Below are 22,981 nucleotides of genomic sequence, written 5' to 3' on the forward strand. Positions count from 1 at the left end.
GGCCGGGCACGCTCGCGCGGGCCATCGGGAGCGACTTTCTTGGAACGTTCCTACGCCGGGCCGACCGGCTCCGGTCCGGCCGGTTCCGGACCGGCCGGCTCCGGCGCGGACGCCTGCGGGGCGGCGCTCACGCCTGGACGGCGGGCTCCCGGCTGAAGGCCACCGTCACGCTGGGCAGCTCCGGGAACGGGCCGAGGTGCTCGGCGAGGGACTTCAGCCCCGCCGCGAGCGTGATCTTCGGTTCGTACCCGATGCCGCGCAGCTTGGAGATGTCGGCCACCAGCCGGAAGCTGTCGGCCAGCTCCGACTCGTCCGGCTTCAGCCGGGCCGGCTTGCCGGTGGCGACCGCGACGGCGTCGGCGAGGGCCCGCATGGACACCTCGCGTCCGCTGCCCATGTTGTAGACCTCTCCCGGCACCCCGTTCTCGGCGATGGTGATCAGCGCCGAGGCGACGTCCGAGACGTGCACGAAGTCGCGGGTCTTGCGGTCGATGTCGCCGACGACGGGGATCGGCAGCTCGTTCAGCTGCCAGCGCAGGAACTGCGACACCTCCCCGCCGGCGGTGCGCGGGTCCTCGCCGGGCCCGTACACGACGAACGAGCGGGCGATCATCACCTGGAGGCCGAGGGCGTCGTGCAGGCTGCGCAGCGTCAGCTCGCCGGACAGCTTGGACGCCCCGTACGGCAGGAACGGCGCGATCGGATGCTCCTCGGTCATCGGGAACGTCTGCGGCGTGCCGTAGACGATCGCCGAGGACATGTACACCAGCCGGCGGACCTGGTTCTCCACGCAGGCGTTGCCGACGTTGCAGGTGCCGAGGCCGTTGACCTGGAAGTCGAACCTCGGGTTCTGGACGGACAGGGTGCCGCTGGCGTTGCCCGCCAGGTGGTAGACGATGTCGACGCCGCGCAGCGCCAGCAGCGTCTCGCCGTAGTCGCGCAGGTCCGCGCGCCGGTGCTGGACGCCCGGGAGGGCGCCCAGCTCCGGAGCGGGCTGGGCCAGGTCGACGACGATCACCTCGTTGCCGTCGTCGACCAGCCGTGCGACGAGGTTGCTCCCGACGAAGCCGGAGCCGCCGGTGACGGCGACGACCTTCCTCTGGGGGCGGGAACCGTTCGGTGTCTTGCCCATGGTGAGGCTCCAGACGTCATGTGCACCCTGCCGGGCGCACGAGGGGGTTGGTCTGCGGACGCGCGGGGCCGGGTCAGCGGCCCCCGCCGAGTTCGGCGACGCCGCGGCGCACCGCGGCGATCATGTGCTCCACCTGCGCGTCGGTGAGGTGGTCGTAGATGGGCAGCTGGATCTGGTGCTCGAAGTAGGTCTTCTCGGCGACCGGGCACTCCCCGTAGCGGTGTCCGAGCGCCCGGAACTCCGGGAGCAGGTGGATCGGGAAGTACCGGATGACGATCTCGATCCCCTCCTTTTCCTGCAGATGGCGGATGAAGTCGTCCTTCGGGGCGCCGACGACCTCGGGGTCGTAGAAGCACGTGTAGAGGTGGTAGACGTGGTGGGCGTAGGGCTTCTCGGACTGCACGCCGATGCCCCGGATCCCGTTGAGCCCGTCGTCGAGCCGGTGCGCGATCTCCCGGCGCCGCTCGTTGAGCCGGTCGAGCTTGCCGAGCTGGACGACGCCGAGCGCGGCGGACAGCTCGCTCATCCGGAAGTTGTTGCCGACGAGGTAGCGGCCGCCGGCGTAGTCGTGGGTGTACGACCGGAGCACGTGCGCGTCCTTGTAGTAGGCGGGCTGCGCGTGCGGGCCGATGCGCTGGTCGTCGCGCTCGACCATCTCGCCGTAGTTGTGGATGGTGCCGAGCGCGCGCGCCATCTCGGCGTAGCGGTCGTGGCGGGTGACGAACGCGCCGCCCTCGCCGGTGGTCATGTTCTTCAGCGAGTGGAAGCTGAAGCAGCCGATGTCGCCGATGGTCCCGAGGGCGCGGCCCTTGTAGGTGGCGCCGGCGGCGTGCGCGCAGTCCTCGACGACGGTGAGGCCGTGCCGCTGGGCGATCTCCATGACCGGGTCCATGTCGACGGCCTGGCCGCCGAAGTGCACGACCCAGATGGACTTGGTCTTCTCGGTGACGAGCGGCTCGATCGTCGTCGGGTCGATGTTGAGGGTGTCGGGGTCGACGTCGGCGAACTTGACGACGACGCCGCGCGCCTGCAGCGGCCACGTCGTCACCCAGAACGTCTGCGGGGTGGTGATGACCTCGTCGCCCGGCTGCAGTTCGAGCACCTGGGCGGCGAGGAACAGGGCGGTCGTGCACGAGCTGGTCGCCTGGGCGTGGGGTGAGCCGAGCCGCTCGGCGAGCAGCCGCTCGAACTCCTTGCCGCGCGGACCCATGGCCAGCGTGTCCTGCCGCAGCGCCTCGCCGACGGCCTTGATCTCCTCGTCGCCCAGCCGGTTCGAGATGCCGCTGTAAGGCACCACGTACGTCATGGCACTTCTCCCTTGGTCCTTGATCGACATTCCTGTGCTCGTCATTGGTCTGACCGGCGCGCGGCCTCCCATGCGGGACCGCGCACGGTCCGCGCCAATGCGTCGCCGGAGCCCGGCGACCCGCGGAACACGGCGGCATCGACCGGCGAAGGTAAATCTCGTTTGAAGGTATGACGGGGCGCGGCCTACCGGAAAGCTCATCGGTGCGGCCCGTGCTCCGATGTTAATTGAACTCAGATCCCGAGCGGTATCGACGTCAGGGAAGAAGATGGTAACCCGCCGACGGCGCGCATCGCCAAAACAGTGCGTTAGGTAAAGCCTTGATATTGAATTCGACGGTCCAAGGGAAATATCACCCGATGTCGCGCGGGATCGGAGCAAGAGGGAAAAGGCCGGGCGAGCCGCGCGCGGCATGGCCGCACCGCGCGCGGGTACGGTGACGGCGACGGCGGTGCGCACCGGCGCCCGCCGCGGCGCGCACCGGACCGTCGCGCGGCCGTTCCGGGTCGCGTTCGTGCCGGTCAGAGCCGTGATCACGACAACATGTGGATGGTGGCGAGGTGGCGGGACGGATGCGGGAGGCACCCTGGTGACCGGCGCATCCGGCCGGCGGACGGCCCTGGTGACCGGCGCGTCACGCGGACTCGGCGGCGCGATCTCGGCGGCGCTGGCCCGCGACGGCGCCCACGTCGCGATCAATTACCGGCGCGATCACGCCGCCGCCGAGGCGCTGCGCGCGCGAATAACCGAGGCCGGTGGACGTGCCGAACTGTTCCGTGCCGACATCACCGACGAGGCCGCGGTGGAGGAATTGTACGACCACATCGTGGCCGAGTTCGGAAGTCTCGACATTCTGGTGCTGAACGCCACCGGACCGCAGCCGGACCTGCCCGTCGAGGAACTGCGCTGGCGCGATGTCCTCGATCAACTCGAATTCTTCGTCAAGAGCCCGCTGCTGCTCGTCCGCCGGGCCGTGCCGGGCATGCGGGAGCGCGGGTTCGGCCGCATCGTGCAGATCGGGTCCGACGTCGTCGCGCTCGGCCCGGCCCGCTCCAGCGCCTACGTCGCCGCGAAGTCGGCCCAGGCCGGCCTGACCCGCAGCTGGGCCCGCGAGCTCGGCCCGCACGGGATAACCGTCAACACCGTCGCGCCGGGCTGGATCCCGACCGACCGGCACGACGGCATCGGCCCGGACGCCCGCGACGCGTACGCCGCGAGCGTCCCGCTCGGCCACTTCGGCGCCCCGGCCGACATCGGGGAGGCCGTCGCGTTCCTCGCCTCCGACCGCGCCGCGTTCATCACCGGCCAGACCCTGACCGTCAACGGCGGGATGGTCTTCGTCTAGGCCCCGGCGGCGGGCGGGGCGGTCAGGCGGGCCTCGGCGCACTTGCGGAAGGCGGCCACCAAGCCCGAGCGGTCGCCCGCGCGGGTCGCCAGCACGACGTGGCTCGGGGCGACCCCCTCCAGGGGGATCATGACGAGGTCGGGGCGCGGCGCGCGGCCGGGGACATGGGCGGTGATCGCGACGGCCTGGCCCGCGGCGACGAGCTCGAACTTGTCCTCCAGGTCGTCCATGACGGGCCCGTCGGGCGCCGGACGGCCGCCGGGGCGCGGTTCGAGCCGCCAGAAGGCGCTCCAGGCCGGGTCGGCGCCGGGGACCCGGGGCACCGGCTCGTCGGCGATGTCGTCGGCGGTCACCGACTCCCGGCCGGCCAGGCGGTGGTCGGCGGACACCACGACGGCGCGGGGCTCGTCGTAGAGGATCGTCACGCGCAGCTGGTCGGTGGCGAGCGGCAGCCGGGTCACGAGGGCGTCCACGCGGTGGTCGAGCAGCGCCCGCCGCGGCTCCTTCCAGTCGAGGTGCACGACCCGCACATCGGCGTCGGGGTGCAGGCGCCGCAGCTCGCGCACCGCGGGGGTGACGATGATGCCGCTGGTGTACCCGATCGTGACGCGCCCGGGCCGCGCTGCGGCGCGGGTGCGCGCGACCGCCTTGGCGGACGAGCGCAGCAGCGACCTGGCGAGCGGCAGGAAGACCTCCCCGGCCTCGGTCAGGCGGGTGCCCTGCGGCGTGCGGTCGAACAGGCGGGCGCCGAGCAGCCGTTCGAGCTGCCGGATCTGGCGGCTGAGCGACGGCTGGGTGATGTGCAGGGCCTCGGCGGCGCGGCCGAAGTGCCGGTGGTCGGCGACGGCGGTGAAGTACCGCACCGGCCGCAGGTCGAGGTCCACCGGGGGCTGCGGCGAATCGGACATACCGCCAGCGTATCCACAAGCGGCGGCGACCTCGGGCCGATCATGTCTTTGACATGCTTCTATGCCTGAAACGTATCGCCCGTTTCGAAACAGGCTTTGGACGTGACGCATCCGCGGCACGCAGGGTGGGGATGCCGGTTTCTGCATCGTTGCGTTCAAGGAGTAGGCCATGCGTGTTTTCGTCACGGGTGCGACCGGATTCGTCGGGAGCGCCGTCGTCCGCGAGCTGCTGGACGCGGGTCACCAGGTGACCGGGCTCGCCCGCTCGGACGCGTCGGCGGCGTCGCTGGAGGCGGCCGGAGCCGGCGTCCACCGCGGCGACCTGGACGACCCCGACGGGCTGGGCCGCGCGGCGGCCGCGGCCGACGGGGTCGTCCACACCGCGTTCCACCACGACTTCGCCGACTTCGAGGCCGCCGTCGCGAAGGAGCGCCGCGCGATCGCGACGATCGGCGACGCCCTCGCCGGGTCCGGCAGGCCGTTCGTCATGACGTCCGGGACCGGCGGGGTCGCCCCCGGCCGCGTCGCGACGGAGGACAGCGTGCCCGACCCCGATTCGTTCGCGGCCGTCCGGTACGCGGCGGAGAAGGACGCGCTCGCGCTCGCCGCGCGCGACGTCCGGGTGTCGGCGGTCCGGCTGCCGTCGTCGGTGCACGGCGAGGGCGACCGCGGCTTCGTCCACTGGCTGATCGGCGCGGCCCGGGACAAGGGCGTCTCGGCCTACCCGGGCGACGGCGCGAACCGGTGGGCCGCCGTGCACCGCCTCGACGCCGCCCGCCTGTACCGGCTGGCCCTGGAGTCGGCGCCGGCGGGAGCGGTCCTGCACGGCGTCGGCGAGGAGGGCGTCCCGGTCCGGGACATCGCCGAGGTCATCGGCCGGAAGCTGGAGCTGCCGGTCACGTCGCTGCCGCCGGAGGACGCCGTCGGGCACTTCGGCTTCGTCGGCGGGGTCTTCGCCCTGGACATCCCGGCGTCGAGCGACCGCACCCGGAAGGAACTGAACTGGCATCCCACCCGGCAGGGCCTCATCGCGGACCTCGAAGAGGGCCACTACTTCGGCGCCTAGCCGGGCGCGAGCAGGTCATCACCCGCCCGGGCAGATCGTGCGGCCGGGGCGTCCCCCGTGTGGGGGACGCCCCGGTCGCTGACGGAGGGGGCGGCGATATCGCTTCCCAGAGGGACGCGCCGCGGGCGCCCGGAGAGCGACCATTCATGGTGTGCGGCGGAGTGCTCGCCCGGCGCACGACCCGGGGTTCCCCGGAGACAGGGCCGACTGCCCCGTTCACCTGTCTCCGGGGAGCCGCCCATCGGCCCGTCCCGGCGCGGGCCGTCCAACCCGTCTGGTTCCGCGGTTGGACGGGCCGATGGGCACCCTCACCGGGCGCTCACCCGTCGCCCCACACGGGTTCGCGTCCGGCGGCGAACGCCTTCGGACCCTCGACCGCGTCGCGGCCGCGCAGCCGCCGCTCCTCCCACACGTACCGGGTGCGGAAGGCCTGCTCAAGCGGCATGTCGACCGAGGCGAGCGCCGCCTCCTTGATCGCCCGGACCGACAGCGGCGCGGCGCGGACCAGGTCGGCGGTCCACTCGGCGACGCACGCGTCGAGCCGCTCGGCCTCGACGACCTCGTTGACCAGGCCGTACCGCTCGGCCGTCCGCGCGCTCATCCGGCGCCCGGTCAGCAGGTGCCCCATCGCGATCTTGAGGGGCAGCTGCCGGGCCAGCCGGAACGCGCCGCCGGCGCCGGGCACGAGCCCGAGCGTCACCTCCGGCAGCCCGAACACCGACCGGTCGGAGCAGACGATGATGTCGCAGGCCAGCGCCAGTTCGAAGCCGCCGCCGAGCGCGTAGCCGTCCACCCGCGCGAGCACGGGCTTGGAGAGCGTGAAGCGCTCGGTGAGCCGCGGCCAGCCCGGCTGCCCGCGGCTGCCGAACGTCGTCGGCTCCGCCCCTTCGGCGTTCAGCGCGGCCCGCTCCTTCAGGTCCTGACCGACCGAGAAGGCCCGCCCTCCCGCCCCGGTCAGCACCGCGACCCGCACGGCGCGGTCGGCCTCGACGTCGTCCCAGACCTCGGCGAGCTCGCGGTGCGTCGCCGAGTCCATCGCGTTCAGCACCTCGGGCCGGTCGAGGGTGACGAAGGCGACGCCGTCCTTCTTGTCGTAGCGGACGCGGGGGCCGGTCACGCGCCCGCCCCCGACGTGCTGCGGCGCAGCGCCCGGTCGCAGGCGGCCAGGTGCGCGCCGAGCGCCTCCTCGAAGCTCGTGGAGACCGCGTCGTCCATCAGCCGCCGCCGGATGGCGAGCTCGCGGCCCGGCAGCCCGGCGGCGGCCCGGGCCACCTGCGCGAGCGCCTCGGCCGGGTCGTCGGCCGTCTCGTTCAGCAGGCCGAGCGCGACGGCCTCGGCCGCCTCGATCGCGCGGCCGAGGAGCACCGTGCGCCGCGTCGCGGCGATGCCCGCCTGCCGGACGAGCCGGTAGATCGCCATGCCGGGCCACGCGCCGCCGGCGGTCACCGGCACCAGCAGCCGCGTGTCCGGGGACGCGACCCGCACGTCGGTCGCGAGCAGCACGTCGAGCGCGGTGCCGCCGACGTCGCCGGCGGCGACCCCGACGGTGGCGGCGTCCAGCCGCTCGAAACGGCGCACCGCGCGCTCCCAGCGGGTCGCGAGCGTCAGGTCCGGCACCGTCCAGGGCAGGGCGGGCGCGCCGGAGAGCGCGACGGTCACCGGGGCCTCCAGGCCGAGCGACTCCACGCGGTCGCACAGGTCCGCGAGCCGCCGCACGGTCTCCTTCGACAGCGGCTCGGCGCCGTCGATGCGCAGGTCGTACTCCGGGACGCTCACCACTGCACCAGCGCCGTCTCGAGGGTGGAGCCGGGCCCCATGGTCATCAGCACGCCGAAGTCGCCGGGCATGGCCGTCCCCTCGTCGAGAAGCCGTTCGTAGGAGAAGAGGAAGGAACCGCTGGACAGGTTCCCGTAGTCGCGCAGCACCCCGGTGGTGTGCCGGACGTCGTGGCGGCTGAGGCCGAGGTTGACGACCACCGCGTCGATGACCTTCTTGCCGCCCGAGTGCACGAGCCAGTGCGCGATGTCGCTGCGCAGCAGGCCCGTTCCGGACAGCAGCCGGTCGACGACGATCTCCGCGTGCGCCCCGACGACGTAGGGGATCTGCGGATCGAGGAAGAAGCTGAACCTGTTCTGCTCCCGGTCCCAGTCGTAGCGCATGGCGTCCACGGCCTCGGGGATGATGCAGCTGGCGAAGCGCAGCAGCCGCGGGCCCGACAGACCGCGGCCCCCTCCCCCGTCCGGACCGCCCCTGTCCGGGCCGTCCCCGTCCGGCCCGCCCGCGACCAGCGCGACCGCGGCGGCACCGTCCCCGAACAGGCTGTTGACGACGGCGGTCCGCATCGTGCCGTCGACGGTGTACGCCGACGAGCACGCCTCCGTGCAGAGCACGACGGCGAGGTCGCCCGGGTTCGCGACCGCCCATCCCGACACGACGTTGAGGGCGTTGAGGCCGGCGTTGCAGCCCATGCCGACGACGTCCGACCGGCTGCAGTGCCGGTCGATGCCGAGCTCCCGGATGATGAGGGCGCTGAGCCCCGGGGTCAGGAACCCGGTGGTGGTGACGCAGCACAGGTGGCGCAGGTCGGCGAGGGTGCGGCCGCTGCGTTCCAGGCAGGCGAGCAGGGCGCGCGCGCCCATCTCCACCGCGTGCTCCTTGTGCTTGTCCAGCAGGTCGCCCTGCGACTCGGAGCGGCGCGCGCCGTTCTCGTCCAGCGGCGGCAACACCAGGTGGCGGCGCTCGATCGCGCTGTTGAGGAAGACCGAGCGGACCTTCGGGTCGTCGATCCCGAGGGCCTCCAGCACCTCCGGCTGGGAGTAGGAGGTGGCGGGAACGGCCGTCCCGACACCGACGATCATCGCGCGGTCGGCGGGCGCGAGCGCCCCGGGTAAGTCGAGCGGGCGGGTGAGCTCTACGGTCATCGGAACGTCCATCCCCACATGCGGCGCTTGCTGCGGATCATTTGTTTGACTCCTCTGCGGGACATCTACCGATCTCCTTGCTCGGCTCGGACGAAGCGGGACAGCCGTTCGACGCCCACCTCGATGTCACGGTCGCTGAGATAGCTGACGGAGAGCCTGATGGTGCGCTCGCCTCCTCCTTCCGGGTAGAAGTACGACATCGGCGTCCAGATGACGCCGAACTCCTCGGCCGACCGCGCCAGCGCGGCATTGTCGGCGAGGAACGGAACGTGCATGGACAGGAAGAATCCGCCGGTCGGGGCGTTCCACTCGATGCCGAGCCGCTCCCGTTCCGCCGGCGGGAAGCACCGCTCCAGCCGGTCCAGCGTGGTGCGCAGCGCGTTGCCGTAGTAGGCGGACGTCCGCCGGTTGAGGTCCGCGACGCGCCCGTCCGCCCCGAGGATCGCCCCCGCGACGACGGCCTGGCTGAGCGCCGCGGTGTTCACCGTGACCATGCTCTTGATGCGGGTGAGCTCGTCGGCGAGCAGCCCGGTGGCGCCGGCGTCGTCCACGACCACCTGGTCGGCGACGGCGAACCCCACGCGCGCGCCGGGGAAGACCGTCTTGGAGAAAGAGCCGAGGTAGACCACCCGGCGGTCCTCGTCCATGCTCTTCAGCGTCGGCACCTGCTCGCCCAGGCTCACCAGCCGGTACGGGCTGTCCTCCAGCACGAGCAGGTCCTCGCGGGCGGCCAGGTCCAGCAGCGCGCGGCGCTCGCCCGCGGGCATCGTGACGCCGGACGGGTTGGAGTGGTCCGGGATCACGTACAGCGCCCTGACCCGGCCGCCGCGGGCCTCGACCTCGCGGACCTTCGCCTCGACGTCGCGGTGCGACAGCCCGGTCGGCCGTTCGGCCACGGGCACCACCTCGATGTCGAGGAGGAGGGCCGCCCCCGTGATGCCCACGTAGCAGGGGCTGGACACGAGCAGCACGTCGCGCGGCCCGGAGAACAGTGCCCGCAGGGTCAGCAGCATGGCCTCCTGACAGCCGACGGTCACCACGACGGACTCGGGTGCGACGTCGATGCCCTCGTCCTTGCGCAGCGCGTCGGCCACGATCCCGCGGATGCGCCCGGCCGTCGGCCCGTACTGGAACAGCGCGTCGCGGATCGCCGCGGGACTCTCGCCGGACTCGGCCAGGTGGTCGATGTAGCGGTTCAGGTGGCCGGTGATCTGGTCCGTGTCGAAGAACCCGTCGTAGGGGCGGCCCGGCGCGAACGACACCGCGTCGGGGTAGCGCGCGGCGATCTCGTTGAGGAAGTTCATCGTGTCCATGACCGGGTCGGCCACGGACGAGTGCAGGGTGCTCTTGTGCAGGTCCGCTCCGTGCGCGGCGGGTGCGGGCGCACGGCGTGCCGCGGCGGCGTCCGGTCCGGACGGCGCCGCGAGGAGGCTCGCCGGGACGGCGGACACCGAGGCGGTCCCGGTCAGCACCATCGCGTCGGCGAGCTCGTCGGCCAGGAGCCGGAACGCCCGGGCCAGCGCGGGCTCGCCCCCGGCCGCCAGGGCGTGCAGCACGGGACGGCCGACCAGGACGGCCTGCGCCCCGAGGGCCAGCGCGGCCAGGACGTCGGTGCCCCGGCGGACGCCGCCGTCCATGAGCACCGGGCACGCGCCGCCGACGGCGGCGACGACCTCCGGCAGCGCGGTGAGGGCGGCGGGGGCGCCGTCGAGCTGGCGGCCGCCGTGGTTGGAGACGATCACGCCGTCGACGCCCGCGGCGACGGCACGGCCCGCGTCCTCGCCGGTCAGCACGCCCTTGACCAGGATCGGCAGATCGGTGGCCGCGCGCATCCGTCCGACCACGCTCCAGTCGAGCGCGGGTTCGAACTCGGCCCGGGCGTGCTCGGCGGGCACCGCGTAGGCGGCGCCGCCGTGGCCGTCCGGGTCGAGGTTGGCGGGGGCGAGGCCGTCCGGCAGGCGGAAGCCGTTGCGCAGGTCGCGCAGCCGCCGGCCCAGCCGGGGCGCGTCGACGGTGAGCACGAGGGCCTCGAACCCGGCCCGCTCGGCACGTTCCACCATGCGCAGCGTCGCGGCGCGGTCGCGCAGGCAGTAGACCTGGAGCCACAGCGGCGCCGACGCCTCGGCGGCCAGGTCGGCGAACGTCCGCGAGGCGAAGGTGCTGACGACGACCGGGAGCCCGGCGGCGCCGGCGGCCCGGACGGTGGCGAGCTCCCCCTCGGGGTCGGCGAGCGCCTGGTAGGCCATCGGGGCGACCGCGACCGGCGCGGCCCAGGCCCGGCCGAGGATCTTGGTCGCCAGTTCCGGTTCGGCGACCCCGGTGAGCACGGCCGGCCGGAGCCGGACGGCGTCGAACGCCGCGGTGTTCGCGGCGAGGGTGCGCTCGTCGCCGGCGCCCCCCGCCAGGAAGTCCCAGACGGCGGGGTCGAGGCGCTGCCGGGCCAGCCGTGAGAACTGCTCCAGCGAGAACGCCGCGGCCTCCTGTTCGCGTTCGGTACGGGACATGTGCAACCACCTTAGGAAGAGAGGTTCACCAAACCATCTTCTGTTGTCGCCCGCCGCTCGACAATCGCACCGCCGCACTGTCCAATTGATGGCCCTCGACAGCGTCGCGAGAAAGCGGTTACCCTTCGGTGGCCCTCGTGGCCCAACGGTAGAGGCAGACCACTTAAAATGGTCGAGATATCGGTTCGAATCCGATCGGGGGTACGGTCCAATCGCCGTACCGGACGCGGCCCGCCGCGCTTCAGCACGGCTCTTCGCGTTCGAGACGGTGCGCAAAGTCCGCCCAGATTCTGCTGCACTCCCTGGCAAGTTCGACCACCGTGCCGCCGCAGTACGGCGGCACGCCCTCGATAATTTCGGGCAAGTTCTCGGATTCCTCTGAATGTGCTCTGAGGAGGCCGAGCAGAGCCCTGCCGTCGGCGGAATTGCGCAGTTCCGGCTCGGCGTGCAGGTGCCGCACGGCGGGCCGCGGCTCCGCCGCCGGGGCGGCGGCCGGACCCGGCCGCCGCGCCCGATCCGGACCCGCCGTGGGCCGGTGCATGAGGATGGGCGGCAACGCGGCCTCGACTCCGGCCAGCAGCCGCAGGTGCGCGGGATCCTCCGCGCGGGCCCTGGGTGAGCCGGTGAGGACGAGCGCGCCGAGCGGGACGCGCACCGGTCGCGCGGCCTCGTCGAACACCGGGCCCGCGGCCCCGGTGCCGGCCGCCATCAGACCTGTCTGGCCTGGTCGGAGAAGCGCTGGCGCTCGATCGCCTCGTACAGCGCCTTGATGTTGTTGCCGCCGAAGGTGCGGGCGCCGCGCCGGTCGATCAGCTCGTAGAACAGGGTGCGCCGGGGGTGCTCGGACTCGGTGAAGATCTGCAGCATGATCCCCCAGCGGTCGCGGTCGGCGAGGATGCTCAGCTCGCGCAGCGTCTCCAGGGGGACGTCCAGCGCGCCGAGGCGCCCGGGCAGCGCGTCGTAGTAGCCGGACGGCGTCGTCAGGAAGCGCACCCCGCCGGCCGTGCTCTCCCGGACCGAGGCGGCGATGTCGGCGGTCAGGAACGCCAGGTGCTGCACGCCCGCGCCGTCGTGCGCGGCGACGAACTCGTCGATCTGGCCGGGGCTGAGCGTGGTGTCGGGTTCGAGGATGGTGAGGGTGACCTGCCCGGTCGGGTTCTCCACGACCTTCGAGTCCATCGCCTGCGCGCCGACGAGGATGCGCTCCTCGAAGATCTGGTCGAAGCCGAACACGTCCTGGTAGCGGCGGACGGTCTCGTCCAGCTCGCCGGCGGGCACGCACACGGCGATGTGGTCGACGGCCAGCAGGCCGCCGGTGGCGGCGGGCGGGTCGGCGAACTCGGTGACGGCCCCGGGGGCGAAGCCCGCGTCCGGCGAGCGCCGCGAGGTGAAGCGGTGCTCCACGTCGCCGAACCCGTAGACGGAGGCGAAGGTGACCTGGGCGTCGTCGGGGCCGAGGACGTCGGGCGGTGCGACGGGCAGCGCGCCGCGCTCGACCGCCTCGGCGAACGCCGCCTGCGCGTCGGGCACGGCCAGCGCGATCACGGCGACGCCGTCGCCGTGCCTGGCCACGTACTCGGCGGCGCGGTGCCCCTCGCCCAGGGCCGAGGTCACCAGCAGCGTGATCTCCCCCTGGCGCAGCAGCAGCGACCGGCACCCGGCCAGGCCGGTCTCTGGTCCGCCGCGCCCGCGCAGGGCGAAACCGTAGGCGTCGCAGAGGCGCGCCGCCGTCCGCTCGGCGTCCTCGACGAATAACTCGATGTGGTCGATCGACTGGATCTCCATGTCCTGCCTCCCAGGAAGCCGCGAACGCCCCCCGGCGCATTCGCACCGTCGCCCGCCCGATAGGGACGGGATCGATGTAACCGTCGGCCGGACACGCCGTCCAACCGCCGGTCCCCGCAGTTGAACGGCGCGCGGTCAGCCCGCCTTGCCGCGCGGCCCGGCGCCGTCCCGGCCGGCCTGCTGGGCGAACTCCGCCCAGATCCGCGCGCAGGCGCGGGCCAGCCGGGCGACCTCCGCGCGGCGTCCGGCCGGAATGATCCCGGCCAGCCGGTCCCACTCCGCCGGGCTGATCGTGTGGATGAGCAGCAGCCTCAGCAGGTCCCGGCCCGCCTCGCTGAAGCGCAGGGCCGGATCGGCCTTGAGCCGCTCGACCATCGCGGCGCCGTCCCGGGGCGACGGCTCCGCCGTGGCCCTCCGTTGCGCGCCGGCCCGCGGCTTCGCCGGCCGGGCGGCGGAGCCGGCGTTCCCGGCGCGTCCGCGGATGCGGTTGCGCAGGTTGCGCACCGTCTCCGGGGAGACGCCCGCGGCCCTGGCGATCTGCCGCAGCGACAGTTCGGGGTGCTCGACGATCAGCTCCGTGGCGGCGCGGCGGCCCCGCGCGTTGTCGAGCGGCCGCATTCGGCCGTCGCGTCCGATCCGCGTCTCCTCCTCTCCCGGTTCACCGAGCGTCCTGCGCCGGATCTCCGCCGCGGTCCCGCTTCTCGACATTCTCGAAGAGTCTCCAAACGAGACCCCCTGATGCGGTGAGGGCGTCAGCGCGCGGCCGCCGACGCCTCCCGGCGGAAGGCGGCCAGGTGTTCGGCCAGCAGTTCCAGGCCCTCGGCGAGCGCGCCGGGCTCGCCGCCGAACCCGACCCTGACGTGCCGCGGGGCGCCGAAGCACGAGCCCGGGATCACCAGGACACCGCGGCGCTGGAACAGCTCCTCGCAGAACGGGCCGGTGTCCTCCAGGCCCTCCAGCCGGGGGAACGCGGAGACGCCGCCCCGCGGGCGCACGAGCGTGACCAGGTCGGCGTGCTCGTCCGCCCAGCGCGTCAGCAGCTCGCGGCCCCGGCGCGCCTCCGCGAGCCGCGGCCCGATGAAGCTCTCCGCGTGCTCCAGCACCCCGAGCGCGAGCAGCTCGACGAGCGGCGACACGTGCAGCGTCGTGTAGTCGCGGATCCGCACGCACGCGGCGAGCAGGTCGGGCGGCCCGAGGCACCAGCCGAAGCGGAGCCCGGGCAGCCCGAACGCCTTGGAGAACGTTCCGAAGCCCACCGCCCGGTCGTAGAGCGTCGACGCGTCGGGCAGCGGCTCGCCGTCGTGCACGAGGTCGGCGAACGCCGCGTCCCACAGGACGTACGCGCCCACGCCCGCGGCGATGTCGAGCAGCCTCCGCTGGCCGGCCGCCGTGACCGTCGTGCCGGTCGGGTTCTGCGGGAAGTTGACGATGATCGCCCGGGTGCGCTCGGTGACCAGCGCGGCCAGCTCGTCCAGCGCCGGCCGCCAGCCCGTGTCCGGGCGCAGCCGCCACGTCCGGACGGTGCAGCCGAGCCCGGCCGCGAACTCCACCAGCAGGTGGTAGCCCGGCTCGACGACGACGACCTCGTCGCCGGGCCGCAGCAGCGCCATCAGCACCAGCGAGAGCGCCTCGCCCGACCCGCAGGTCGTCATCACCCGGTCGGGGTCGTCGCCCCACCGCCGCGCGATGGCGGCGCGGACGGCGGGCGTGCCGAGCGAGTAGCCGTCGTCGAAGACGAGCCCGTCCAGGTCGTCCTGGGTCACCCCGGTCATCCGGCGCAGCTCTCCCATGGAGTACGAGCGCACGCCGCTGGAGCTGATGTCGATCTCGCTGTTGAAGTACCGGTCGCGCAGCCAGTCCTCCAGCGGCGCGGATCGCAGTCTCATCCGGGGCACGCTCCGCTCGTCCGCCCGGCGGGACGCGGCCGGTGCTCGTCTCGGCGAAAGCGCCGTTCCTCACTCATGTGCCTCTCCGTCGGGTCATCGCGCCGACCCGGCCGGCGCGCCCTCCGCCCGATCACCGCGGCGGCTCTCAGATCCCCGCCTTGATCAGCCTCGCGTCCCGCACCGCGCGGGACTTGCGCAGGTCCGCGGTGAGGTTCACGCGCTTCAGCCAGCGGTCGGTCCCGTCGTGGCGCGCCTTGAACGGCTTGCGCCCGTGGACGACCCGGTAGTTGTCGAGGAAGCAGAAGTCGCCGGCCTCCAGGCGCATGTCGAACATCTGCGCGTCCATGGCCGCGACGAAGGTGGCCAACGCCTCCTCGGCCTCCCGGTCGCCGTCCGGGACGACCATGAAGTACGGGTCGGCCCTCATGTAGGGACGGTCGGCGTCACCGAACAGGACCGCCACGCGTTCGGGCTCGCGCTGCATGCGCTCGATGCCGTCGAAGGCCTCCTCGCCGGGGACGGAGTTGTTCTTGGCGAGGTGGGACTCGTCGGGCCGGATGCCGAACCGCTCCTGGAAGAGCACCTCGCGCACGTGCGCGGGCAGGTCGAGCGACTCCGCGTACCCGACGGTCGTGGCGGCGCCGTAGGGGTTGCGCAGGCAGGCGAACGACAGGAAGTCGCCGCGGAGCGGGTGGAAGGCGTCCTCGGTGTGCCAGGTCAGCAGCGCCTCGCTGCTCGAACCGAGCTGCTCGTTCTCGTGCCCCTTGATGGGGATGACGTCGTGGATCAGCCGCCCGTCCTGCTGGGTGGCCCAGCTGAACGGGTCGGCGAGCAGCGACCCGTACATGACGAGCAGCAGCTCCTCGCGCCGCGCGGGCGAGACCTTCGGCCGGTCCCGCCAGTGCGCCGGCGTGGGGCCGATGCGCTCCTCGTCGACCTGGTAGCCCGAGATGCAGAGCACGCCCGACAGGTGCTCCAGCCGGAACGCGTTCAGGTAGAGGCGGACGCGGGCGGGTAAGCGGTGCGCGTGCACCGTGGCGCGGTGCAGCGCCTCGTCGCTCTCCAGGTCCTCGAAGTCGTCCTCGATCTCGTCCAGCAGGTCGTTCACCTGGCGCAGTTCCGCCTCGTTGATCTCCAGCCTGTCCATGCAGATCTTCCCTCCGTGCTCGGCGATCGAATGACCGCAATTCGCCAGCGAGATCTTCTCTCCGGCCCGGTTGAGAGGCGCCCCGCCCCGGCACGCCGTCTCAGGCATGCGGGAACGCGGTCCTCCGACATCGACATCCGCACAAAAACGCATGACTTGCCGTGTGCTCTGCGCTGCCGCGAACGTGGTTCGCGCTTCCGGACCGGACGAAGGCCCGCCATTGCGGAAAACATCGCCAGTCACGGTAGGAGTTTCACTCCGGTTGAGCTTTCTGCCGCTCGGTCCGGCCGGCCCCCTCCCTTTCACCCCGGAACTCCGGGTGCCTCGCCAGAAAGGATCACACGCGGTTAGGAAACCGACAAGGGCTCGTTACGGGGCACCGTTCTCGCTCCAGCGAGGCTCCATCGGGCCGCCGAATTCACGGGGACGTGCGCCGGCCGGGAGAAGACCGATCGCCACCCGCCGGCAGTGACGCGCCGGAGCCGCGGGCCGCGGCGGCGCGCCTCGATCCGGTCCGCCGCTCAGCGCCGGTCGGGGATCTCCGCCTCCAGGAACCGCACCAGCCGCGCCACGCCCTCGTCGATCTCGTCCTCGCGCAGGCCCGCCGCCGACAACCGCAGCACCCGCCCGCCGTCCTCGCCGCCGGGCGGCGACGACCAGACGACGCCGAAGTCCCGTGCGGCGCGCTCCCGTGCCAGGGCGTCCACCCGGAAAGGGAGCCGCACCGTCAGCGACACCCCGCTGCACGGCAGGCTCCACCGCACCCCGAGCCGGGCGGGCACCCGCCGCTGGACGCTCTGGAGCAGCAGCCGTGTGGCGGCCGCCTCGGCGCGCCTGTCGCCGGGTGACGCGGCCCGGCCGGAGCGGGGCGGCCCGAACGAGATCGTCCAGGGGTGGCGCGGCGCGGTCCCGCCGGGCGCGGTCCCGGCGGCCGCCGGACGTGTCGCCGACCGGTCCGTCATGTCCCGCTCGCCTCGACAGCCAGGGGCGGCAGGGGGTCTCCGCCGGTCTCCCATCCGGCCAGCACGGTCCATCTCCTCGCCCGCAGCTCGCGGACCAGCGCCGGGGCCGACTCCGCCCGCACCGACACCTCGACGAGACCGGCCTGCTGGCCCGGCAGATTCTCGATCATCATGTCCTCGATGTTGATCTCGGCGGCCTCGACGGCCTGGACGAGCAGCGCCAGCTCGCCGAGCCGGTCGGGGACCAGCACCGGCACCACGGTGTAGCGGTCGGCGTGCGCGCCCCGCTTGCCGGGGACACACGCCCGGCCGGCGGCGCCCCTCGCGAGCACCGCGGCGACGTCCGCGGCGGCGGCGCCGCGCAGCGCCGCCGCGATCCGGGCGAGGTCGCACACCACGGCGTCCAGGACGTCGGCGACCGGACGCGCGTTCGCGGCGAGGACGTCCGGGCGCGGTTCGGGATCTCCGGCCGCGACGACGGCGTGCACGTTCCGGCCGGCGAGGTCGAGGAAGGACTGCGGGGCGTCGGTGAACCGCGCCGCCAGGACCGACGCCACCACCTGCGGCGCGTAGCGCACCAGGGCCGTCGCCCTGTCGTGTTCGGCCGCGTCCATGACGACGGGGAAGGCCCCGCAGGACCGCACCAGCGCGGAGGCCGCCGCGACGGCGTCCGCGCCGGTCTCCGGCCCGGTGCACAGGACCCAGGCCCGGCCGAGGAACAGGCCGGTGTGCGCGTCCAGGGTGCGCAGCCGCCGGTGCTCGGTCATCGGATGGCCGCCGACGTACACCGACATGTCGCACCCGAGCCGGGCCGCCTCGGCAGCGGGCAACTGCTTGGCCCCGGCGGTGTCGGTGTAGTGGCGGGCGAGGCCGCGCCGCTGCGCCTCCAGCAGCGTGCGCGCGACGGCGGCCGACGGGACGGCCAGCACCGCGAGGTCGGCGGGCCTCCCCGGCGGGTCGGGCAGCGCCGTCCCCGCCCCCTTGCGGACGGCCGCCGCGACCGCCCCCGGGTCGCGGTCGGCGAGCAGCACCTCGGCTCCCTGCGCGCTCAGGGTCAGTGCGACCGACGTGCCCACGGCTCCCGCGCCGACGACCACGACCCGGTGCTCCCGCGCCCAGTCGGTCATCGGTTCAACCGAGCCGTTCCCGCAGTTGGACGGCCGCCGGTTCCGGCTTCGCGGCGAACCGCCCGGCCTTGGTGATCACGTCGTCGCCGTACAGGCGCAGCGCCTGTGCCAGCGCGAACTCGGCGGCGTAGGCGCGCAGGACGTCCGGCGGCTCCTCGGCGAGGTTCAGCATCGACCGGTTGGCCGACACCGCCTCGCCGTCCAGCCGTTCGAGGGCGCGCTCGATCGCGGCGTCCATCTCCTCCCGCTCGACCACCTCGTCCACCAGCAGCCGGGCCTCGGGCTCGGCGGCCCAGATCCGCCGGCCGCCGAGGATCACCTGCCGGGACGTACGCGGACCGGTGAACCGGGTGAGCCGCAGGTTCGCCACGCCCGGGACGATGCCCTCCTTGGCGGCGGGCAGGCTCAGGTAGGCGCCGGCCTCGATGATCACGTGGTCGAACGCCAGCAGGAGCTGGGTCCCGCCGCCGATGGCGAAGCCGTCGACGGCGGCCGCCCACGGCTTGGCGACCAGCGGCGAGTGCCAGCGCTCTGGGCCGGCGTCCTCGATCCGCACCCCGCGGATGATCTTGTGGATGTAGCCCAGCTCGCGCCGGAGCAGGAACCCGACCAGCGGGATCCCGCCGGCCCCGAGGGCCTTGAGGTTGATGCCGGCGCTGAACACCCGTCGCCCCCGGTAGCGTGGGTGGCTCATCTCGCCGCCGCGGACGAGCCCGACCCGGACGTCCGGGTCGAGCAGCGCGAGGTCCACCGCGGTCTCCATGTCGTCGACCTGGCGCTCGTCCTCGGCGTTCAGCCGGTCGTCGCGGCACATGGTCAGCCGCGCGGTGCCGCCGCGCCGCTCGATCCGCACCGCCTCCATCTCGGCCGCGCCGGTCCGGAGGAAGTCCGGCAGCATCGCGAGCGCGCGGGGGGTCGGCGCGAGCATCGAGTCGAGCAGGTGCGGCCCGGCCACCGGCGAGCGCAGCACGGCCCGCAGGAAGATGCCCTGGTCGATCTCCCGCCCTTCCTTGGCGGCCTGCGGCAGGCGGCGCTCGGCCTCGATCTGCGCGCGCGTGGGGACGAGCCCGGGGAACTCCTCGGCCGCCGTCTCGACCAGTTCGGCGATGCGGGGACGGCGGGACCGCCCCGCGGTGAGCCGGTCGTAGACGCCGTCGGCGTGCACCTCGAGGAAGCGTGTCCGCAGCGACCTGACCTCCGCGTGCACCGCCGCCGCCTCGGCTCGCTGCGCGGCCGTGCGGTCCTGGGGCGCGGGCAGGGCGGCCAGCCGCTTCTCCCCGAGCTCCGCGACGTCGGAGAGTACGGTGCTCGCGCTCGGTAACGCGTCCGGAATGTCGATGGTCACGGAGCCTCCCCGGCTGCAGGCGTCGGCGGCGTCAAAGTAAGCGGGCGCGCCGGAGACCGTCAATGGCGCCGTTCAACTGCTGCAGAGCCCGTGAGGACGTAAGGCGGACCGCATGGGATCGCCACCGGAAACGGCGATTTCCGGCGGCTCCTTTCCCTTGTCCGAAAAGGAAGGCCGCGGCGAGCCGCCGCCCGTGGCAGCGGTCCGCCGCGACCGGCGCGGCACGCGGGACCCGCGTCAGGTGCCGTCGATGCCCTTCTCGCCGGCGGCCTGGACGGCGGCCTGCTCCTGGAGGCGCCTCTCCGCCTCGAGGTGCGCGTCCACGATCGTCTTGACGACCTCGTCCGGGTCGTCGGTGAGGTGGATCAGGTCCAGGTCCTCGGGGGAGATCTTGCCGGACGGCAGCATCGTGGCGCGCACCCAGTCGATCAGCCCGCCCCAGAACTCCGTGCCGACCAGCACGATCGGGAACCGGGTGATCTTCTTGGTCTGGACGAGGGTGATCGCCTCGAACAGCTCGTCCAGCGTCCCGAAGCCGCCGGGCAGCACCACGAACGCCTGCGAGTACTTCACGAACATCGTCTTGCGGACGAAGAAGTAGCGGAACTCCAGCCCGATGTCGATGTGGTCGTTCAGCTTCTGCTCGAACGGCAGCTCGATGCCGAGGCCCACCGACAGGCCGCCGTTCTCGTCGCAGCCCTTGTTGGCCGCCTCCATGATCCCCGGACCGCCGCCGGTGATCACCGCGTAGCCGGCCTCGTGCAGCCGGGCGCCGATGTCCACCGCCATTTCGTACTCGTCCGACCCCGGCTTGGTGCGGGCGCTGCCGAAGACGCTGACCGCCTTCGGCAGCTCGGCGAGCAGCCCGAAGCCCTCGACGAACTCCGCCTGGATCCGCAGCACCCGCCACGGGTCGGCGTGCACCCAGTCGACCGGGCCGCGGCTGTCCAGCAGCCGCTGGTCGGTGGTGGTCTGCGGGACTGCGCGTCCGCGCAGCGTGGCCGGCCCCTGCCGGCGCGTCCGGGGGTTCGCTTCGCTTGTCATGGCCCCAAGGTAGTCCGGCGCGCCGACCGTCAGCCGCCGATTTCGGATCGGCTCGGCGGCGGCACGGTTACGGGCGGTGCGTCGGGGGCCGCCACCGGACGGCCGGGGACGAGCAGCAGCGCGACCAGCGCCCCGGCCAGCGCGATCCCCGCGGCGGCGAGCATGCCCGCCTGGAACCCGTCGGTGAGCGCGTCCACCGGGACCCGCGCGGAGGAGTGCTTCGTGGCGGCCGTCGACACCGCCACCACCACGGCCAGCCCGAGCGCGCCGCCGACCTGCTGCGTCGTGTTGATCAACCCGGACGCGAGCCCGGACTCCCCCGCCGAGGCCCCCGCGGTGGCCGCGATCGTGACGGACACGAAGACCAGCCCGCCGCCGAGGCCCATCACGACCGCCGGGCCGAGGACGTCCGCCGCGTAGTGGCCGGTGGCGGACATCCCGGCGAACCACGCCAGCCCGGCGGCGACGGCGGCGAGCCCGGCGGCCAGCGGCACCCGGGCGCCGAACCTGGTGATCAGCCGCGACCCGGCGCCGGCGCCGAACGCCATGGTGACCGCGACGGGCAGCTGCCCGAGCCCCGCCCGGATCGGCCCGTAGCCCTTCACCTGCTGCAGGTAGAGCGTCATCACGTAGAACATCGGGAAGATCGCCATCGTGGCGAGGACGGCCGCGAGGTTGCCGCCGCGCAGGGACCGTCCCCGAAAGATCCCGAGCGGGACGAGCGGGTGCCCCACCCGCGCCTCGACCGCGACGAACGCCGCGAGCAGCACCGCGGCGCCGGCGCCCCGCAGGTAGGTCGCCGTGGAGTCCCAGCCGGCGTTGTTGGCGTCGACGAGCGTGTAGACCAGCAGCGCGAGCCCGCCGGTGACCGCGGCGGCGCCGAGCAGGTCGAACCCCCGCACCTCCTGGTCGCGGGCCTCCGGCAGCAGCACGGGCGCGAGCCCGATCGCGACGGCGCCGATCGGCACGTTGACGAACAGCACCGCCTCCCAGCCGAACCAGTCGGTGAGCAGCCCGCCGAGGATCGCCCCGGCCGCGCCGCCCGCGCCCGCGACCGCGCCGAACAGGCCGAGCGCCCGGTTGCGCTCCGGGCCGTCGGTGAACAGCGTCATGATCAGCGAGAGCGCGGCGGGGGCGACCAGCGCCGCGCCGAGGCCCTGCACCGCCCGCGCGCCGACGAGGGCGCCCGCCGTGGGGGCGAGCCCGCCCGCCAGCGAGGCGGCGGTGAACAGCGCGAGCCCGGCGACGAACATCCGGCGCCGTCCGGCGAGGTCGGCGACCCGCCCGCCGAACAGCAGGAACCCGCCGAAGGTCAGCGTGTAGGCGTTGCCGACCCAGGACAGGTCGGCCTGGTCGAAGTGCAGGTCGCGGCCGATGGACGGCAGCGCGACGTTGACGATCGAGGCGTCCAGCACCAGGACGAACTGGACGGTGACGAGCAGGGCGAGGGCGAGCCCCCGCTGCCGGGCGGCCATGCGCGGCTCCTAGATGGAAGTCGAATTCCGGTTCCGCTTGCAGTCTCGGACGATACGGAAGCTCGATTCCGTTTGTCAATCCGTGGTTGACTGGAGGGGATGACCGCCGCCCCGTCAAGTCACCGGCCGCTCCGGGCCGACGCGCGCCGCAACCGGCGCCGCGTCCTGGACGCCGCGCGCGCCGCCTTCGAGGAGAGCGGCAACGACGCCCAGATGGAGGACATCGCGAAACGGGCGGGCGTCGGCGTCGGCACGATCTACCGCCACTTCCCGACGAAGCAGGCCCTGGTCGACGAACTGACCGCCGAGTGGATGGCCGACGGCGCCGCCAAGGCCGCCGACGCCCTGGCCGAGCCCGACCCCTGGGACGGGGTCGTCCTGTTCGTCCGGCGCAGCGCGGACATCATGGTCCGCAACCGCGGCCTACGCGAGGTCTTCGGCGACGTCGGGAAGCTCTTCGAAGAGGACGGGCCCGTCCAGAACAACGACCTGCAGGTCAAGGTGGCCGCGCTGCTCGCCCGCGCGCACACGGCCGGCGTCCTGCGCCCGGACGTCGGCGTCAACGAGTTCCGCGCCCTCATGTGCGGCCTCGCCATGGCCGTCACCAACACCCCGCCCGGCACCCACCAGCTCTACGCCGACGTCATCCTCAAGGGCCTACGAACCCCGTCCTGACCCCAGCGAAGCGTGTCACGCGCGCCCCCAGGCCACGGGCCGACACCACGAACACACCGGTCAAGCTCCCGCCCCGGAGGTCCGAGCCTCAGCCACCGCGCGGGCAGGCACGCGCAGCGAGCCGACACCGCGAACACGCCGGTCAAGCTCCCACCCCAGGCGTTCGACCCTCAGCCACCGCTACGGGCAGGCACGCGCAGCGAGCCGACACCACGAGCACGCCGGTCGAACTCCCACCCCGGGGGTCCGAGCCTCAACCACCGCTACGGGCAGGCACGCGGAGCGAGTGCAGCGAGCGCAGCGGGCCTGCCCGGCGACGGACGGGCTGTTTCGCCGCGGAGCGCTAGAGATCG

Annotated in this window: 20 protein-coding genes and 1 tRNA gene; 4 read left to right on the forward strand and 17 right to left on the reverse strand. The window is 73.5% G+C overall.

All coding sequences use genetic code 11. The features are described 5' to 3' along the window. Window positions 1–127: 127 nt before the first annotated feature. Window positions 128–1,132 carry an NAD-dependent epimerase/dehydratase family protein gene (locus tag ABZ914_RS22440; RefSeq protein WP_500195364.1) on the reverse strand — a complete coding sequence of 335 codons (1,005 nt, stop codon included), beginning with the start codon at window positions 1,130–1,132 and terminating at the stop codon, window positions 128–130. A gap of 73 nt (window positions 1,133–1,205) precedes the next feature. Continuing rightward, the gene (locus ABZ914_RS22445; RefSeq protein WP_433149308.1) at window positions 1,206–2,438 is read right to left on the reverse strand and encodes a DegT/DnrJ/EryC1/StrS family aminotransferase; all 1,233 of its coding nucleotides are present in this window, start codon (window positions 2,436–2,438) and stop codon (window positions 1,206–1,208) included. 589 nt (window positions 2,439–3,027) lie between these two features. On the opposite strand from ABZ914_RS22445, the gene ABZ914_RS22450 reads away from it, so the two are divergent. Beyond that, window positions 3,028–3,783 carry an SDR family NAD(P)-dependent oxidoreductase gene (locus ABZ914_RS22450; protein WP_500195366.1) on the forward strand — a complete coding sequence of 252 codons (756 nt, stop codon included), beginning with the start codon at window positions 3,028–3,030 and terminating at the stop codon, window positions 3,781–3,783. Here the strand turns inward: ABZ914_RS22450 and ABZ914_RS22455 are convergent. Further along, a complete protein-coding gene (locus ABZ914_RS22455; protein WP_500195368.1) occupies window positions 3,780–4,691 on the reverse strand; it encodes a LysR family transcriptional regulator in 912 nt (303 codons plus the stop codon). The genes ABZ914_RS22450 and ABZ914_RS22455 overlap by 4 nt on opposite strands. 169 nt (window positions 4,692–4,860) lie before the next feature. On the opposite strand from ABZ914_RS22455, the gene ABZ914_RS22460 reads away from it, so the two are divergent. Continuing rightward, the gene (locus tag ABZ914_RS22460) at window positions 4,861–5,757 is read left to right on the forward strand and encodes an SDR family oxidoreductase (RefSeq protein ID WP_500195370.1); all 897 of its coding nucleotides are present in this window, start codon (window positions 4,861–4,863) and stop codon (window positions 5,755–5,757) included. Window positions 5,758–6,076: 319 nt separating this feature from the next. Here ABZ914_RS22460 and dpgD read toward each other — a convergent pair whose 3' ends face one another. The 4 genes from dpgD to ABZ914_RS22480 all read right to left on the reverse strand — a co-directional run bounded on the left by dpgD (window position 6,077) and on the right by ABZ914_RS22480 (window position 11,182). Beyond that, window positions 6,077–6,874, reverse strand: coding sequence for an enoyl-CoA-hydratase DpgD (gene dpgD / locus ABZ914_RS22465; RefSeq protein WP_500195372.1), 798 nt, complete (start codon window positions 6,872–6,874; stop codon window positions 6,077–6,079). Next, window positions 6,871–7,533: an enoyl-CoA-hydratase DpgB gene (dpgB, locus tag ABZ914_RS22470; RefSeq protein ID WP_500195373.1), complete on the reverse strand. Its 663-nt coding sequence runs from the start codon at window positions 7,531–7,533 to the stop codon at window positions 6,871–6,873. Before dpgB ends, dpgD begins: the two co-directional genes overlap by 4 nt. Beyond that, window positions 7,530–8,678, reverse strand: a complete 1,149-nt coding sequence (gene dpgA, locus ABZ914_RS22475; RefSeq protein WP_500195375.1) for a 3,5-dihydroxyphenylacetyl-CoA synthase DpgA — start codon at window positions 8,676–8,678, stop codon at window positions 7,530–7,532. The genes dpgB and dpgA overlap by 4 nt, the downstream gene beginning before the upstream one ends. Window positions 8,679–8,743: 65 nt before the next feature. Further along, complete coding sequence (locus ABZ914_RS22480; protein WP_500195377.1) at window positions 8,744–11,182, reverse strand: aminotransferase class I/II-fold pyridoxal phosphate-dependent enzyme; 2,439 nt, start codon at window positions 11,180–11,182, stop codon at window positions 8,744–8,746. Between the two features lie 131 nt (window positions 11,183–11,313). Here ABZ914_RS22480 and ABZ914_RS22485 point away from each other — a divergent pair. Beyond that, window positions 11,314–11,386, forward strand: a tRNA-Leu gene (locus tag ABZ914_RS22485). A gap of 37 nt (window positions 11,387–11,423) precedes the next feature. Here ABZ914_RS22485 and ABZ914_RS22490 read toward each other — a convergent pair. From ABZ914_RS22490 to ABZ914_RS22535, 10 genes are all read right to left on the reverse strand, one after another. After that, entirely contained in the window at window positions 11,424–11,891 is a 468-nt protein-coding gene (locus ABZ914_RS22490) for a hypothetical protein (protein WP_500195379.1), read from the reverse strand. Beyond that, window positions 11,891–12,967 carry a 4-hydroxyphenylpyruvate dioxygenase gene (gene hppD, locus ABZ914_RS22495; RefSeq protein WP_500195381.1) on the reverse strand — a complete coding sequence of 359 codons (1,077 nt, stop codon included), beginning with the start codon at window positions 12,965–12,967 and terminating at the stop codon, window positions 11,891–11,893. Before hppD ends, ABZ914_RS22490 begins: the two co-directional genes overlap by 1 nt. Window positions 12,968–13,102: 135 nt before the next feature. Next, window positions 13,103–13,675, reverse strand: a complete 573-nt coding sequence (locus tag ABZ914_RS22500) for a transposase family protein (RefSeq protein WP_500195382.1) — start codon at window positions 13,673–13,675, stop codon at window positions 13,103–13,105. A gap of 44 nt (window positions 13,676–13,719) precedes the next feature. Then, window positions 13,720–14,853, reverse strand: coding sequence for a capreomycidine synthase (gene vioD, locus ABZ914_RS22505; protein ID WP_500195383.1), 1,134 nt, complete (start codon window positions 14,851–14,853; stop codon window positions 13,720–13,722). Window positions 14,854–14,998: 145 nt separating this feature from the next. Beyond that, on the reverse strand, window positions 14,999–16,000 hold the full coding sequence (gntD, locus tag ABZ914_RS22510) for a guanitoxin biosynthesis L-enduracididine beta-hydroxylase GntD (protein ID WP_500195385.1): 1,002 nt from the start codon (window positions 15,998–16,000) through the stop codon (window positions 14,999–15,001). Between the two features lie 521 nt (window positions 16,001–16,521). Next, window positions 16,522–16,962 (reverse strand): hypothetical protein, encoded by a 441-nt coding sequence (locus tag ABZ914_RS22515; protein ID WP_500195386.1) that lies wholly within the window; start codon window positions 16,960–16,962, stop codon window positions 16,522–16,524. Then, complete coding sequence (locus tag ABZ914_RS22520) at window positions 16,959–18,089, reverse strand: prephenate dehydrogenase (protein WP_500195388.1); 1,131 nt, start codon at window positions 18,087–18,089, stop codon at window positions 16,959–16,961. The genes ABZ914_RS22515 and ABZ914_RS22520 overlap by 4 nt, the downstream gene beginning before the upstream one ends. A gap of 4 nt (window positions 18,090–18,093) precedes the next feature. After that, a complete protein-coding gene (dpgC, locus tag ABZ914_RS22525) occupies window positions 18,094–19,434 on the reverse strand; it encodes a (3,5-dihydroxyphenyl)acetyl-CoA 1,2-dioxygenase DpgC (RefSeq protein WP_500195390.1) in 1,341 nt (446 codons plus the stop codon). A 237-nt stretch (window positions 19,435–19,671) separates the two neighbouring features. Then, complete coding sequence (locus ABZ914_RS22530) at window positions 19,672–20,478, reverse strand: LOG family protein (protein ID WP_500195391.1); 807 nt, start codon at window positions 20,476–20,478, stop codon at window positions 19,672–19,674. Between the two features lie 29 nt (window positions 20,479–20,507). Continuing rightward, window positions 20,508–21,953, reverse strand: coding sequence for an MFS transporter (locus ABZ914_RS22535; RefSeq protein WP_500195393.1), 1,446 nt, complete (start codon window positions 21,951–21,953; stop codon window positions 20,508–20,510). 99 nt (window positions 21,954–22,052) lie between these two features. On the opposite strand from ABZ914_RS22535, the gene ABZ914_RS22540 reads away from it, so the two are divergent. Next, window positions 22,053–22,628: a TetR/AcrR family transcriptional regulator gene (locus ABZ914_RS22540; RefSeq protein ID WP_500195395.1), complete on the forward strand. Its 576-nt coding sequence runs from the start codon at window positions 22,053–22,055 to the stop codon at window positions 22,626–22,628. Window positions 22,629–22,981 lie beyond the last annotated feature (353 nt).

It is taken from the genome of Spirillospora sp. NPDC046719 (genome assembly GCF_040645715.1).
GTDB lineage: Bacteria > Actinomycetota > Actinomycetes > Streptosporangiales > Streptosporangiaceae > Spirillospora.